This is a genomic window from Ralstonia sp. VS2407 (assembly GCF_052950655.1).
Map to the genome: position 1 here is coordinate 157,116 of NZ_JBRFVG010000005.1, position 13,585 is coordinate 170,700.

General features: G+C 65.7%; 15 protein-coding genes. 10 read left to right on the forward strand and 5 right to left on the reverse strand.

The genetic code is table 11. The annotated features are described in order from the left end of the window. Positions 1–77: 77 nt before the first annotated feature. Complete coding sequence (locus ACU8YE_RS10765; protein WP_024977038.1) at positions 78–281, forward strand: CsbD family protein; 204 nt, start codon at positions 78–80, stop codon at positions 279–281. Between the two features lie 33 nt (positions 282–314). Here ACU8YE_RS10765 and ACU8YE_RS10770 read toward each other — a convergent pair whose 3' ends face one another. Further along, positions 315–893 carry a response regulator transcription factor gene (locus ACU8YE_RS10770; protein WP_024977037.1) on the reverse strand — a complete coding sequence of 193 codons (579 nt, stop codon included), beginning with the start codon at positions 891–893 and terminating at the stop codon, positions 315–317. Between the two features lie 48 nt (positions 894–941). Further along, positions 942–2,288: an ATP-binding protein gene (locus ACU8YE_RS10775; RefSeq protein ID WP_232041581.1), complete on the reverse strand. Its 1,347-nt coding sequence runs from the start codon at positions 2,286–2,288 to the stop codon at positions 942–944. A 145-nt stretch (positions 2,289–2,433) separates the two neighbouring features. On the opposite strand from ACU8YE_RS10775, the gene ACU8YE_RS10780 reads away from it, so the two are divergent. Together ACU8YE_RS10780 and ACU8YE_RS10785 are read left to right on the forward strand one after the other, a co-directional pair. Continuing rightward, positions 2,434–2,928: a copper chaperone PCu(A)C gene (locus tag ACU8YE_RS10780; protein WP_392397781.1), complete on the forward strand. Its 495-nt coding sequence runs from the start codon at positions 2,434–2,436 to the stop codon at positions 2,926–2,928. A gap of 46 nt (positions 2,929–2,974) precedes the next feature. Further along, positions 2,975–3,196, forward strand: a complete 222-nt coding sequence (locus ACU8YE_RS10785) for a hypothetical protein (protein WP_446928678.1) — start codon at positions 2,975–2,977, stop codon at positions 3,194–3,196. A 216-nt stretch (positions 3,197–3,412) separates the two neighbouring features. On the opposite strand, the gene ACU8YE_RS10790 is transcribed toward ACU8YE_RS10785, so the two are convergent. Beyond that, a complete protein-coding gene (locus ACU8YE_RS10790) occupies positions 3,413–3,625 on the reverse strand; it encodes a zf-HC2 domain-containing protein (protein ID WP_232041583.1) in 213 nt (70 codons plus the stop codon). 42 nt (positions 3,626–3,667) lie between these two features. Further along, positions 3,668–4,258: a sigma-70 family RNA polymerase sigma factor gene (locus tag ACU8YE_RS10795; RefSeq protein WP_260803736.1), complete on the reverse strand. Its 591-nt coding sequence runs from the start codon at positions 4,256–4,258 to the stop codon at positions 3,668–3,670. 184 nt (positions 4,259–4,442) lie between these two features. Between ACU8YE_RS10795 and argB the strand changes: the two genes are divergently transcribed. From argB to slmA, 3 genes are read left to right on the forward strand one after another with little or no spacing between them, the layout of a single operon-like run. Further along, entirely contained in the window at positions 4,443–5,369 is a 927-nt protein-coding gene (gene argB / locus ACU8YE_RS10800; RefSeq protein ID WP_232041585.1) for an acetylglutamate kinase, read from the forward strand. Further along, positions 5,369–6,226 (forward strand): pyrimidine 5'-nucleotidase, encoded by an 858-nt coding sequence (locus ACU8YE_RS10805; protein WP_260803737.1) that lies wholly within the window; start codon positions 5,369–5,371, stop codon positions 6,224–6,226. Before argB ends, ACU8YE_RS10805 begins: the two co-directional genes overlap by 1 nt. A gap of 45 nt (positions 6,227–6,271) precedes the next feature. Next, the gene (slmA, locus tag ACU8YE_RS10810) at positions 6,272–6,922 is read left to right on the forward strand and encodes a nucleoid occlusion factor SlmA (protein WP_024977028.1); all 651 of its coding nucleotides are present in this window, start codon (positions 6,272–6,274) and stop codon (positions 6,920–6,922) included. Positions 6,923–6,984: 62 nt separating this feature from the next. On the opposite strand, the gene pdxR is transcribed toward slmA, so the two are convergent. Next, entirely contained in the window at positions 6,985–8,499 is a 1,515-nt protein-coding gene (gene pdxR, locus ACU8YE_RS10815; RefSeq protein WP_232043078.1) for a MocR-like pyridoxine biosynthesis transcription factor PdxR, read from the reverse strand. Between the two features lie 153 nt (positions 8,500–8,652). Here pdxR and gabT point away from each other — a divergent pair, with 153 nt between their 5' ends. The 4 genes from gabT (at position 8,653) to metW (ending at position 13,578) form a co-directional block, all read left to right on the forward strand. Continuing rightward, entirely contained in the window at positions 8,653–9,945 is a 1,293-nt protein-coding gene (gene gabT, locus ACU8YE_RS10820; RefSeq protein ID WP_446928679.1) for a 4-aminobutyrate--2-oxoglutarate transaminase, read from the forward strand. A gap of 4 nt (positions 9,946–9,949) precedes the next feature. Then, positions 9,950–11,452 (forward strand): NAD-dependent succinate-semialdehyde dehydrogenase, encoded by a 1,503-nt coding sequence (locus ACU8YE_RS10825; protein WP_446928680.1) that lies wholly within the window; start codon positions 9,950–9,952, stop codon positions 11,450–11,452. 279 nt (positions 11,453–11,731) lie between these two features. Further along, the gene (gene metX, locus ACU8YE_RS10830) at positions 11,732–12,946 is read left to right on the forward strand and encodes a homoserine O-succinyltransferase MetX (protein ID WP_322017068.1); all 1,215 of its coding nucleotides are present in this window, start codon (positions 11,732–11,734) and stop codon (positions 12,944–12,946) included. Continuing rightward, the gene (metW, locus tag ACU8YE_RS10835; protein WP_232041590.1) at positions 12,943–13,578 is read left to right on the forward strand and encodes a methionine biosynthesis protein MetW; all 636 of its coding nucleotides are present in this window, start codon (positions 12,943–12,945) and stop codon (positions 13,576–13,578) included. Before metX ends, metW begins: the two co-directional genes overlap by 4 nt. Positions 13,579–13,585 lie beyond the last annotated feature (7 nt).

The following is a 13,585-nucleotide window of genomic DNA, read 5'->3' on the forward strand; positions in this document are numbered from 1 at the left end:
GTACGAAAGTCTCTACACGGGCGGCCTGCGGGTCGCCCCTGCTTTGTCTCAATCTCTCAACTCGCGACGGAGGACGTATGAACTGGGATCAGATCGAAGGTAAATGGGATCAGGCCAAGGGCAAGGTCAAGGAGAAGTGGGGTCAGCTCACCGACGATGACCTGACCGTGATCCGTGGCAAGCGCGACCAGCTTGCCGGCAAGATCCAGGAACGCTACGGCTATACGAAGGAGCGCGCCGAAGACGAACTCAAGGCGTGGGAGCGCGATACCCGCTGGTGATGCAGCGGTGATGTAGCGTCACGCGGCCGGCGCTTACTTGGCGACCGGCCGCTTGCCCAGCTTGCGTTGTAGCGTGCGCCGATGCATGTTGAGCGCCCGCGCGGTGGCGGAGATGTTGCCGCCGTGCTCGGCCAGCACGCGCTGGATGTGCTCCCACTCCAGTCGCGCGACCGACAGCGGCGCGGGGTTCTCCATCGTCTGTTCTGCCACGGCTTCAGACACGCCCACTTGCAGCGCCAGCAGAATCGAATCGACATTGGCTGGCTTGGCCAGGTATTCATCAGCCCCCAACTTGACCGCTTGCACGGCGGTGGCAATGCTTGCGTAGCCCGTGAGGATCAGCATGCGCGCGTCGGGCAGCGCCTGACGCAGTGGGGCAATCCAGTGCAGACCGGAATCTGTGCCGCCATGGGGCATCAGGCCCTTGTCGCTCGCGGCCAGGTGCAGATCGACAGTGACATACGAAAAGCGTGTCTGGCGCGCCAGGGCCAACGCTTCGCCGCCGGTGTGCGCGATCTGCGGAGCAAAGCCGCGACGCGTGAGCGCGCGCGCCAGCGTCTGCGCAAAGACGTCGTCGTCATCGAGGATCAGAAAGGGGGCGGGCTGCTGCATGGTGTTCTCCGGGGCCGTACGTGCACGGGGCTGCGTCAGGCCGTCTCGTTATGTGAAGAGGGTGGGCGCGCCAATGATGGGGGCGGCCGCGTGTTCCATCGGACCGCCAACCGGCAGTCGGAGTTCGGCAATGGCGCCTTGGGGCGGGTTCGGGCGTAGCACCACGGTACCACCCAGGCGGCGCGCCGTGGTGGAGGCCAGATACAGCCCGATGCCGTGACCGCCATGCCGGCTTGGCACCGGCGTGCGGCCGAGCGACGTCCGCAGGTCTTCCGGCAAGCCCAACCCCGTATCGACGATGGACAGCACGATCTGCGGCGGCATATCGCGGAGCACATCCGGATTGGCGTCGATCTTGGCGGTCAGCAGCAGCGGCACCAGGTCGCGGCCGGCGTGGTGCTGGCTGCGGGCGGCGTTGTCCAGCAGGATGGTGAGGATCTGGCCGACGTTCACCGCATCCAATTCCACCGCTTGCGCCGCAGGCGAGGTCTCGGTGTGGAGGCGGATGTCCGGATGCCGCAGTTGCCACGTCTGCGTGAAATCCGGCAGCCATTGGCCGAGTGGCTCGGGCGCGCCGTCGTTGGGTTTGCGCTGCAGGCGCGCCAGCGCGGCGCGGCACAGTTCGAGTTGCTGTTCGATGGCGCGCAGGTCTTCGCGGTACGGGGCGAGCGGGGAGTCGGGCTGTTTTGCGTCGTGCTGCAGCTCGCCGGCGATGACGGCCACGGTCGACAGCGGCGTGCCCATCTCGTGCGCCACGCTCGCGCCCTGCGACATCAGCGCTTCGATGCGTTGTTCGCGCAGCAGTCGCTCGCGTGCTTCGGTCAGCTGCGCTTCGCTCTCCCGTAGCGCGGCGGACAGGCGCGCCGTAAAGCCCGCGATCATCGCGCTGCTGGCCACGAAATCGATCCACATGCCGGCCAGGTGATACGCCACTGCATCGGCCTGGTTTGCCAGCTTCAGCGGGATGTAGTTGCCGAGCATCATGCTGTAGGCGGCCAGCGCGTAGAGCGTCAGGCCCACCACGTGTGCGATCGGCAGCATGGCCGCCGCAATTGCCAGTGCCGGCAGGTAGAACGAGACGAACGGGTTGGTCGCGCCCCCTGTGAAATACAGCAGGGCGGATAGCGCGGTCAGGTCCACCAGCAGTTGAACCGTGATCTCGATATGCTGCACGGGCCGGTTGCGCCGCACCCGCCATCCGGTAAGCAGGTTGAACAGCGCATGCAGGCCCATCACGCTCAGCAGCGGCACCACTGGCAGTTGCACGCCAAAGACGAGCGGCGCGAGCAGCATCAGGACGAGCTGGGTGGCAAGCAGGCTCCATCGCAGCCAGAAGAGGCGGCGTAGACTGGATGCGTCCAGCAGTGGCGCGGCAAGAGACAGGGTGGAAAGCATGGTGGACAAGTGTAAACGTGCGCACCGCGCGGTTCTCCGTGCGGCGATGCGTCAATCGGCCGCACAATTGTGCACCCAACCTATCTCCCCACAAACGCTGTGCTTTAATGCGCAGCACGTTTGTCCCCGACAGGAGCCCTTGATGATGACGTCCCGATCGATCCGTTCTTCCGCTCGCCTAGCAATGCTCTGCGCAGGCCTGCTCGCCAGTGCCGCCGCTTTCGCACAGGTCACGGTGCAAGACGCCTGGGTGCGCGGCACGGTGCCGGGCCAGACATCCAGCGGCGCGTTCATGACGCTGCAATCGGCCGACGGTGCCAAGGTGGTGGGCGTGTCGACGCCCGTGGCGGGCACGGCCGAGATCCACGAGATGAAGATGGAGGGCGACGTGATGCGCATGCGCGCGATGCCCTCGCTGGACTTGCCCAAGGGCCAGACGGTGCAGCTCAAGCCGGGCGGCTACCACGTAATGTTGATGAACCTGAAACAGCCGCTGGTGAAGGACACCACCGTGCCGCTCACGCTGAAGGTGGAACTGGCCGACAAGCGCGTCGTCGAGCAGAAGGTCGAAGCCCGCGTGCGCGATCTGACTGCCGGCAATATGCCCGCCATGAACCACGGCGGCGAACACAAACATTGATGGCTTGCGGCGAGTGTCGCTTCAAGCCACGCAAGGAAGCATTCCCATGGCTAACAAGACACTGGGCACTCGCCAGAAACTGACGTTTCGCATCGAGCCTTCAACCAAGGCCGGCACTGTGCGCCCGCGCAACGTTCTCGTGCCGCTCGCCCGCGGCCGCAAGGCCGGCGCCCATACCGAAGGCGGTCATGCTGAGCGCCAGCGCGGCCGGGCCGACGTCCGCCGCGCACTGCGCACGCTGGACGACGACAGCAAAGACAAGGATTGATCGGTCAGTTGGATATAGATGCTGCCCTTGCCTGCGCAATCGCCTCGCGCAGGCAACGCTGACAGCGGCAGCCTTGTCCCGGGCGCCGCGCGCTGGCGGGCAGAGTTTCTTCGGTCGTGCACCAGCACGTCGCGTCGGGCTGCTTACCGTCGCCGATCGCTCCGCAGCGCATCTGCGCGCCGCAGACTGCACATACGGTGTTGGCGGCCGACGGGGTCACGCTGGGCTGCTCCCGTCGTCGTCTTGCCCGAGCTTGTGCATCGCCTGGCGCAGGAACCCCATCTGGTGCGAGAACCGCGTACAAGCATCGCAGGCAAACAGATGCACGCGCAGGCGCAGCCGCTCGCCTGTGGACAGGTCGCGGTCCATCTTCGACACCAGCATGCGGTGGGCTTCTTTGCAGGTGGGCAGTCCCCAACGGTTCGGCATGGTTGTTCTCTGTGATGCGGCTTGGGTGCGCTTACGGGCGATTCAGGCGGCGGGCTGATTGCCGAACCAGTGCAGGTCAAGGCACTCGCGCAGGCGCATGCGGGCACGGTAAAGCAGTGCCCACGCATTGGTCGCGGTGATCTGCAATTCCTGACAGATTTCGTCGGTTTCCAGCTCCAGCCACTCGCGCATCATGAAGACGCGGCCAACGCGCGGGGGCAGGCGATCGACGCACATCTGCAGCACGTCGAAGAACTCCCGCCGCGACAGCGCGGCATCGGGGTCGCCCCAGTCGGACGGTGGGCTGGTGTAGTGGCCGTCGGCGGCGAACAGGCTGTCGAAGACGGCCTCGTCGGAACGCATGCCGGCCTCATCGGATTCACCACCCGCAAGCAGCGAGACGCGCACTTCGCGCCGCCCCGAGCGGATCGCATCGATGATCTTGTGCTTGAGGATGCCGATCACGTAAGTCTTGAGCGAGGCGTTGCCGGCAAAACGCTCCGGGTGTTCGAGCACTGCGAGGATGGTGTCAGCCACCGTGTCTTCAGCCAAGGCCGAGTCGCGCAATTGCAGTTGCGCAAAGCGCAGCAGGTGAGGGCGCAGCGCGTCGAGTTGGTCGGGTGCGATGGCCATGTTTCCCCAGGGTGTTCTTTGTCCGCAACGGTTTGGTGGGCACGCAAGCTGCGGCCAGGACCGCGCGGGCTTTTCTTGTAAAATCGCGCCTGCCGAAAAATGGGCTGCTGCGTTTTGTGCGGCACGCGACATTCGGCGTTCCATCATACCCGCCTCAATCCGCCCAATCCCGGATGTCACCGTCATGACCGCTTCTGCTGCCCCCGACCCTGCTGGCCTCGCCCCCGAACTCGCGCACGTTGCGCCGGCGTTGAAGGCTGAAATTCTCGCGCAGGCCCTGCCTTACATTCGCAAGTTCCACGGCAAGACCATCGTCATCAAGTACGGCGGCAACGCCATGACGGAAGAAAAGCTCAAGCACGGCTTCGCGCGCGACGTGATCCTGCTCAAGCTGGTCGGCATGAACCCGGTGGTGGTGCACGGCGGCGGCCCGCAAATCGACGAAGCCCTGAAGAAGGTCGGCAAGCAAGGCACCTTCATCCAGGGCATGCGCGTGACCGACGAAGAGACCATGGAAGTGGTCGAGTGGGTGCTCGGCGGCGAAGTCCAGCAGGACATCGTCATGCTGATCAACCAGTACGGCGGCCAGGCGGTCGGCCTGACCGGCAAGGACGGCGGCCTGATCCGCGCCAAGAAGCTGAAGATGCCGGACCGCGAGCACCCGGGCGAGTTCATCGATATCGGTTTCGTGGGCGACATCGAGACGATCAACCCGGCTGTGGTCAAGGCGTTGCAGGACGACGCGTTCATTCCGGTCATTTCGCCCATCGGCTTCTCTGACGAAGGCCAGGCTTACAACATCAATGCCGACGTCGTGGCCGGCAAGATGGCCGAGATCCTGAAGGCCGAGAAGCTGGTCATGATGACCAACATTCCCGGCGTGATGGACAAGCAGGGCAACCTGCTGACCGACCTGTCGGCACGCGAGATCGACGAGCTGTTTGCCGACGGCACGATCTCGGGCGGCATGCTGCCGAAGATTTCGTCGGCGCTGGATGCCGCCAAGAGCGGCGTGAACTCGGTGCACATTGTCGATGGCCGTATCGAGCACTCGCTGCTGCTGGAAATCCTGACCGAACAGGCGTTCGGCACGATGATCCGCTCGCACTGATGCGAACCACCCGGGCGGTGCGGGTGCGCCATGCTGCGCGCACCTTCCCGCGCGAGGTGCCGGCGGGCGCCGCGCCCGCCCGGCAGCCGGTCTGGCTGTTCGACCTCGACAACACCCTCCACCACGCATCGCACGCCATCTTTCCGCAGATCAACCGGCTGATGACGGCGTATGTGGCTCGTGTACTCGGCACGGACGACGCCACTGCCAGCCAGGTCCGCGTGGACTATTGGCGCCGCTATGGCGCCACGATTCTGGGCATGGTCCGCCATCATGGCGTCGACCCCGATGATTTCCTTGCCGAGGCCCACCGCTTTGACGACCTTCGCGCCATGGTGCGCGCGGAGCGCGGCCTCGCCCAACTGCTGCGTGCCCTGCCGGGGCGCAAGATCCTGCTGACCAACGCGCCGGCTGCTTACGCGCGCGAGGTGCTGCGCCTCATTGGCCTGAAACGCGCGTTCCTGCGCGAAATTGCCGTCGAACACATGTGGGTGCACCGGCGCCTGCGCCCGAAACCCGATCCGCTGATGCTGCGCCGGTTGCTCGCCCGCGAGCGTATTGCACCATCGCGCGCCATCCTCGTCGAAGACACGCTTTCTCACCTCAAACGCTATCGGCGCCTGGGGATCGGCACGGTGTGGGTGACGGGCTACCTGCGGCGCGTGCCGCCCGGCGTGCAGCCGACTTCGGCTGCCGATGCATTGCACCCGATGCAAGCAACGGCAATGGGCGCCCGTGCAAATTCGCCACATCAACCGGCTGCCACACCGATTTTGTTCGCCAACCGGCCCGGCTATGTGAGCGTGAAAGTAAAATCGGTGCTTCAACTAAAACGAAGGCTTGTTCGACGCGGCTAGGCAGTGGTAACTCCGCGCTCGGAACGGGAGAGGGGCCAGGAAGTCATGAGCAACGCGCAAACGGAGTTTCCGACCGCCGAGCCGGTCGCGGACGTCGCCATAGCAGCACCGCCAGTACGCAAACGGCCCCGCCCGGGCGAGCGCCGCGTGCAGATTCTGCAGACGCTCGCCGGCATGCTCGAGCATCCGCGTGGCGAAAAAATCACAACCGCGGGCCTGGCTGCACGGCTGGATGTATCCGAGGCGGCGCTGTACCGTCACTTCGCCAGCAAGGCGCAGATGTTCGAAGGGCTGATCGAATTCATCGAGCAGACCGTCTTCGGCCTCATCAACCAGATCACCTTGCGTGAGGAACACGGCCTGCGGCAGGCGCATGCCATCGCGCACATGCTGCTGTCGTTTGCCGACAAGAATCCGGGCATGACGCGCGTGCTGGTGGGCGATGCGCTGGTCGGCGAAGACGAGCGCCTGCCCGAGCGCATGGCGCAGTGCCTCGATCGCATCGAAGCATCGCTCAAGCAAAGCCTGCGCATGGCGGTCACGCAGGGTGCCTGGCCGGCGGATGCCGACATCGCTTCGCGCGCCAACTTGGTTGTGTGTGCGGTGCTCGGGCGCTGGCATCGGTATGCCAAGAGCGGCTTCCGGAAGTCTCCGGTGGAAGGTGCGGATGCGCAGTTGCGGGTGCTGTTGGCCTGAGCCTGCACCACCCCAAACGAAAGCCCCGCACTGCGGGGCTTTTTATTTGCGCGTGCCGTTGGTCAGCCAATGGTGCGTATCGCTTCCGCCAAGGTATGAAACCGTGCGGCAATCTGCTCCGTTTCCACATGGCCATAGCCCAGCAGCAACCCAGGCAGGCGGCGCGCATCGTCCTGGTAATAACGCGAGAGTGGGCGCGTGACGACGTCATTGGCGAGTGCCAGATCAGCAACGGCCACATCGTTGGTGCCGGCGGGTAAGCCCAGCACGAGATGCAGGCCCGACGCGCCGTCGTGCACCGGCAGCGCGTCGCCGAACTCGTGAGCGATAGACGCTAGCAGCGTTTCGCGCCGTTCCGCATACACCCCGCGCATGCGCCGGATGTGGGAGACGAAATGGCCCTCCGCGATGAAGTCTGCGAGCACCGCCTGCGTGAGAATCTGGCCGCCGCGGAACATCTCCGACAGCCCCGTCGTAAACGCATCGGCCAGCGCGGGCGGCACGACCAGATAGCCAATCCGCAAGCTGGGGAACAGCACTTTCGAGAACGTGCCCATGTAGAGCACGCGCCCGCCTTCATCCAGCCCTTGCAGTGAGGGAAGCGGGCGGCTGCCGTAGCGGAATTCGCTGTCGTAGTCGTCTTCGACGATCCAGGCATCGGTGGCGTGTGCGGTGGCCAGCAGCGCGCGGCGTCGCGCCAGGCTCATCACCGAGCCGAGCGGGTATTGGTGCGAGGGCGAGACCACCATGAGCTTGGGCGGCTTGCTGCGCTGGCGCCCGCGCGCGGGGATGTCAAAGCGCATGCCCTCGTCGTCCACCGGCAGAGGCACGGTGCGTACGCCTGCGGCAGTGAGGACGCTGCGTACGCCCCAATAGCCCGGGTCTTCAATCCATGCGCTGTCGCCGGCGTCGCACAGCAGTTGCGCGATGAGCTGGAGCGACGGGTGGATGCCTGCCGTGATGATGATCTGCTCGGGCTCGCAGCGCACGCCGCGCGCGGTGCGCAGGTAGTCGGCCAGCGCGGTGCGCAGCGGCAGGTAGCCCGCACCCACGGGATACGTCAGCAGCGCAGGCGATGGCTTGCGCAGCAGCCGGTTGTGCAGGCGCGACCAGATGCGCGCCGGAAACATCCGCACCTCCGGTACGCCAGGCATGAAGGCGCCCCACTGGCGTGAGCTGGCGCCTGCATCGCGCACGAGCGCCCGGCCGCGCGTGGACAGCATCGGCGCAGACGGCGTGGCCGCTTCGGTGATTGGCGCGACCGCCGGTGCGGCAACCGCTGCGGCTGGTGCCGGCGCGGCGTCCAGCCGGTCCGGCGCGGTATCGGCGACGAAGGTGCCGCTACCCACGCCCGCCGAGACATAGCCTTCCACGCCGAGCTGCTCATAGACGTGGATGACCGTGTTGCGTGCGATGCCCAGTTCGGTGGCCAACTGCCGCGACGACGGCAGGCGCGTGCCCGGCTGCAGCTCGTCGCGCAGGATGCCTTCCTGCAACACGCGGTACAGGCGCCGATGGTCGGGCTCGCCGCCTGGCTCTGCGCGGTCGAAGCGGCGTTGCAGATAGTCGACCAGCATGCTGGCGCGGTGAGTTGGGGAATGGTCGGCCATGGTGCGCGATGGAACCAAAGTGGTTCCAAAAGAAAAACCTGATTGGGTCTTATTGTACAGAGCCAATGAAGCCACACTGGTTCGCATCGCCTCTTTCTTGACCCAACGCACACGACCGCCATGAACGCCCGAGATCCGCAACACGCGCCGCAACAGAACGCCCAATGGAATGCCCGCCGCCTGGCCGCTACGCCGCGCGGCGTTGGTGTGATGACCGACCGCTACGCCGAGCGCGCCGAGAACGCGCTGTTCTGGGACGTGGAGGGCCGCCGCTACATCGACTTCGCGGCCGGCATTGCCGTGGTCAACACGGGCCATCGCCATCCGCGTCTGGTGCAGGCCGTGCGCGAGCAGCTGGATCACTTCACCCACACCGCTTTCCAGATCGTGCCCTACGGTTCGTACGTCGAGCTGGCCGAGCGCCTGAACGCGATCACGCCGGGCACGCATGCCAAGAAGACCGCGTTCTTCACCACCGGCGCCGAGGCCGTGGAAAACGCCATCAAGATCGCACGGGCGCACACGGGCCGCCCGGGTGTGATCGCACTCACGGGCGCGTTCCACGGCCGTACGTTCATGGGCATGTCGCTGACGGGCAAGGTCGTGCCGTACAAGACGGGCTTCGGCCCGTTCCCGGGCAGCATCTATCACGTGCCGGCGCCGGTCGCGCTGCATGGCGTGAGCACGCAGGATGCGCTGGATGCTATCCAGCGCCTGTTCAAGGCCGATATTGATCCACGCCAGGTGGCGGCCATCATCTTCGAGCCGGTGCAGGGCGAGGGCGGCTTCTACCAGATGCCCGCCGATTTCGTGCGCGCCGTGCGTGCGCTGTGCGACGAGCACGGCATCGTGATGATCGCCGACGAAGTGCAGACCGGCTTTGCCCGCACCGGCAAGCTGTTTGCCATGGAGCACACCGGCGTGCTGCCGGACATCACGACGATGGCCAAGGGCTTGGCCGGCGGCCTGCCGCTGTCCGCTGTCACGGGTCGCGCAGAGATCATGGACGCGCCGGCGCCGGGCGGGCTCGGCGGCACCTACGCCGGCAACCCGCTGGCGGTGGCCTCCGCACATGCGGTGCTCGACATCATTGCCGACGAGAAACTCTGCGAGCGGTCCGCCGCGCTGGGCGCTCGCCTGGTCGATGCACTGAACGCTGCCCAGGCCAAGCAGCCGCGCATTGCAGAAGTGCGTGGCGTGGGCGCGATGGTTGCTGTCGAATTCAATACGCCGGACGGCAAGCCCGACGCCGATTTCACCAAGCTCGTGCAGCAGCGCGCGCTCGAAGCCGGCCTGCTCCTGCTGTCGTGCGGCGTGTACGGCAACGTGATCCGCTTCCTGTTCCCGCTCACGATTGAAGACGCGGTATTCGAAGAGGGCCTTGCCATCCTGCAACGTGCACTGGAGGGCTGACACCATGACCCGCACTGACTTGCCGAGCGCGCCGGTTACGCCGCCGATCGCACTGAAAGACCCCGGCCTGTGGCGCACGCAGGCGTTCCTCGCCGGCAGCTGGGCCGATGCCGATGACGGCGCCACGCGCGACGTGACCGACCCCGCCACCGGCCGCAAGATTGGCACCGTGCCCGGCATGGGCGCCGCCGAAACGCGCCGCGCCATCGATGCCGCCCAGGTTGCGCAACGCGCCTGGCGCAAGGCGAGCGCACGCGATCGCGCCAAGATCCTGCGCAAGCTGGCTGATTTGATGATGGAGCACCAGCAGGATCTCGCTGCCATCCTCACGGCCGAGCAAGGCAAGCCGCTGCCAGAAGCCGCCGGCGAAATTGCTTACGCCGCATCGTTCATCGAGTGGTTTGCTGAAGAAGCACGCCGCATTTACGGCGACACGATTCCGTCGCCGCAGGGCGATCGCCGCATCGTCGTGCAGAAAGAGCCGATCGGCGTGAGCGCGGCCATCACGCCGTGGAATTTTCCCATCGCGATGATGACGCGCAAGGTGGGCCCGGCGCTGGCCGCCGGTTGCTCGATGGTGGTGAAGCCCGCGCTGGAAACGCCCTACTCTGCGCTTGCGTTTGCCGAGTTGGCCGTGCGCGCGGGCGTGCCGGCCGGCCTGCTGTCGATCGTCACGGGCGATTCGCAGCCGATTGGTGGCGAGTTGACCTCCAACCCCGTGGTGCGCAAGCTCAGCTTCACGGGCTCCACCGCGGTTGGCCGCTTGCTGATGCGCCAGTGCGCAGACGACATCAAGAAGCTGTCGCTCGAGCTGGGCGGCAACGCGCCGTTCATCGTATTCGACGATGCCGACGTCGATGCAGCCGTGGAAGGCGCGATGATCGCCAAGTACCGCAATGCGGGCCAGACCTGCGTGTGCGCGAACCGCTTCTACGTGCAGCGCGGCATCTACGACACGTTTGCCGCCAAGCTGGCCGATGCGGTGCGTGCGCTGCGCGTGGGCAACGGCACGGAGCCCGCCGTGCAGCAGGGCCCGCTGATTCACATGCGCGCGATGGACAAGGTGCAGCAGCACCTGGATGACGCCGTACGCCAAGGCGCCCGCGTGCTGGTGGGCGGCAAGCCGCATGCGTTGTCTGCGCAGGGCGGCGCGTTTTTCGAACCGACGGTCGTCGTCGATGCAAAGGCCGACATGCTGGTCGCGCATGAAGAAACGTTCGGCCCGCTGGCCGCCCTCATTCCTTTCGATACGGAAGACGAAGCTGTGGCAGCCGCCAACGACACCGAGTTCGGGCTGGCCGCGTATTTCTACACGCGCGATCTTGGCCGCGCGTGGCGGGTTTCCGACGCGCTGGAATCGGGCATGGTCGGCGTCAATACGGGGCTGATCTCGACCGCCGAAGCGCCGTTTGGTGGCGTCAAGCAATCGGGGCTGGGCCGCGAGGGCTCGAAATACGGCATCGACGAGTACCTGGAGATCAAGTACATCAACATGGCCGGCCTTTGACCCCGCATATGGCAGGGGATCGGACGCATCATGCTGCGGTAATGCGTCCGCCGCCGCTTGCTCTATAATCACCTTCCTCTGGCGCGCCGATTTGACGACTGGCTTGCGGGCGCGCGGGAGTTCAGACTGCACGAATGTGGCTCTGGGCTCTCATTACAAATGCGGCTAAAGAGGTTCGGTCAGAGCGGGGGTGGTGAAAGCAAGCGCCCCACGTGCGCCACATGAGAACCCGATTGGTTGCGTGAACAGCGTTGCCGGTCGGGTTTTTTCTTTGGTGCCATGACAGACATCCAGGCTGACCCCGCGGTCACCGCAGCCGATGCGGCGCAGGCCGACACATCCTCTTCTAAGGCACATCAGGGCAAGCCGGCCAATGCCATCGGCCTGGTCGTACCCGAGCGCATGCACTTTGCCGAGCCGCTGCAACTGCGCAACGGCTCGCAGATCAGCGGCTACGACCTGATGGTCGAAACCTACGGCACGCTCAATGCCGACCGCTCCAACGCCGTGCTCATCTGCCACGCGCTCAACGCCTCGCACCACGTGGCGGGCGTGCACGCCGAGGGCGAAGTCGGCTGGTGGGACAACATGGTCGGCCCCGGCAAGCCGGTCGACACGAACCGCTTCTTCGTCATCGGGGTGAACAACCTGGGGTCGTGTTTCGGCTCGACCGGCCCCATGAGCCCGCATCCGGAAACCGGCCTGCCTTACGGCGCGCGCTTTCCTGTGGTGACGGTGGAAGACTGGGTGAACGCCCAGGCACGGGTGGCCGACCGTTTCGGCATCCAGCAATTTGCCGCGGTGATGGGCGGCAGCCTCGGCGGCATGCAGGCGCTGGCCTGGAGCCTGATGTATCCGGACCGGTTGCGGCACTGCGTGGTGGTGGCGTCCACGCCCAAGCTGTCGGCGCAGAACATCGCCTTCAACGAGGTGGCGCGCAGCGCGATTCTGTCCGACCCCGATTTCCACGGGGGCGATTACTACGCGCACAACGTCAAGCCCAAGCGCGGTCTGCGCGTGGCCCGGATGATCGGCCACATCACGTATCTGTCGGACGAGGACATGGCTGCGAAGTTCGGCCGCGAGCTGAAGGCGGACGATATCCGTTTCTCGTTCGACGTCGAGTTCCAGGTCGAGAGCTACCTGCGCTACCAGGGCGACAAGTTTGCCGAGTATTTCGATGCGAACACGTATCTGCTCATCACGCGCGCGCTCGATTACTTCGACCCCGCACTGGCCTACGGCGGCAGCCTGACCAAGGCCGTTGCGCACACCAAGGCGAGCTACCTCGTGGTCAGCTTCATGACCGATTGGCGATTCGCCCCGGCGCGCAGCCGCGAGCTGGTCAAGGCGCTGCTCGACAACAAGCATCCCGTTACCTACGGCGAGATCGACGCGCCGCACGGCCACGACGCTTTCCTTCTGGAAGACGCGCGCTACCACGCGCTGGTCCGCGCCTATTACGAACGCATCGCGCAGGAGATCGGCGCATGACAACGCAAACGCTGAACCCCGCTGCGCCGTCCGAGGTGCCCAACATCCTGACCGACCGCGCGGACTTTCGTGCCATCGCCCGCTGGATCGAGCCACACTCCACCGTGCTCGACCTTGGCTGCGGCGACGGCAGCCTGCTGCGCGTGCTGCAGGATGAGCTCGACGTGCTGGCCTACGGCATCGAGATCGACGATGCGGGCGTGCTGGCCTCCACGAAAAAGGGCGTGCACGTGATCCAGCAGAACATGGAGGGCGGGCTGGCGCTGTTCGAGGACAAGAGCTTCGATACGGTCATCCTGTCGCAGACGCTTCAGACCATCCACAACACGGCGCAGGTACTGCGCGAGATGCTGCGCGTGGGTCGCGAGTGCATCGTGTCGTTCCCGAATTTCGGCTACTGGCCGCATCGGCTGTCGATCTTCCGCGGGCGCATGCCGGTGTCCAAGTCGCTGCCCTACGAGTGGTACAACACGCCCAACGTGCGCGTGCTGACCATCCGCGACTTTGAAGCGCTGGCGCCCAAAGTGGGACTGGTGATTCTCGATCGCGTTGTGCTGCACGAAGGCAGCGTGGTGCGTTGGGGAGCCAACTGGCGCGGCAGCGTGGCGGTGTACCGGGTGCGCGCGGGCTGATTGCCCC

What these genes read in the sequence shown, in the direction of transcription:
- ACU8YE_RS10770 (WP_024977037.1), bottom strand. Translation starts at nt 893, where the DNA reads ATGCAGCAGCCCGCCCCCTTTCTGATCCTCGATGACGACGACGTCTTT.
- ACU8YE_RS10765 (WP_024977038.1), top strand. Translation starts at nt 78, where the DNA reads ATGAACTGGGATCAGATCGAAGGTAAATGGGATCAGGCCAAGGGCAAG.
- metX (WP_322017068.1), top strand. Translation starts at nt 11,732, where the DNA reads ATGACAGACATCCAGGCTGACCCCGCGGTCACCGCAGCCGATGCGGCG.
- argB (WP_232041585.1), top strand. Translation starts at nt 4,443, where the DNA reads ATGACCGCTTCTGCTGCCCCCGACCCTGCTGGCCTCGCCCCCGAACTC.
- pdxR (WP_232043078.1), bottom strand. Translation starts at nt 8,499, where the DNA reads ATGCTGGTCGACTATCTGCAACGCCGCTTCGACCGCGCAGAGCCAGGC.
- ACU8YE_RS10805 (WP_260803737.1), top strand. Translation starts at nt 5,369, where the DNA reads ATGCGAACCACCCGGGCGGTGCGGGTGCGCCATGCTGCGCGCACCTTC.
- ACU8YE_RS10785 (WP_446928678.1), top strand. Translation starts at nt 2,975, where the DNA reads ATGGCTAACAAGACACTGGGCACTCGCCAGAAACTGACGTTTCGCATC.
- ACU8YE_RS10795 (WP_260803736.1), bottom strand. Translation starts at nt 4,258, where the DNA reads ATGGCCATCGCACCCGACCAACTCGACGCGCTGCGCCCTCACCTGCTG.
- ACU8YE_RS10780 (WP_392397781.1), top strand. Translation starts at nt 2,434, where the DNA reads ATGACGTCCCGATCGATCCGTTCTTCCGCTCGCCTAGCAATGCTCTGC.
- ACU8YE_RS10825 (WP_446928680.1), top strand. Translation starts at nt 9,950, where the DNA reads ATGACCCGCACTGACTTGCCGAGCGCGCCGGTTACGCCGCCGATCGCA.
- ACU8YE_RS10775 (WP_232041581.1), bottom strand. Translation starts at nt 2,288, where the DNA reads ATGCTTTCCACCCTGTCTCTTGCCGCGCCACTGCTGGACGCATCCAGT.
- metW (WP_232041590.1), top strand. Translation starts at nt 12,943, where the DNA reads ATGACAACGCAAACGCTGAACCCCGCTGCGCCGTCCGAGGTGCCCAAC.
- ACU8YE_RS10790 (WP_232041583.1), bottom strand. Translation starts at nt 3,625, where the DNA reads ATGCCGAACCGTTGGGGACTGCCCACCTGCAAAGAAGCCCACCGCATG.
- slmA (WP_024977028.1), top strand. Translation starts at nt 6,272, where the DNA reads ATGAGCAACGCGCAAACGGAGTTTCCGACCGCCGAGCCGGTCGCGGAC.
- gabT (WP_446928679.1), top strand. Translation starts at nt 8,653, where the DNA reads ATGAACGCCCGAGATCCGCAACACGCGCCGCAACAGAACGCCCAATGG.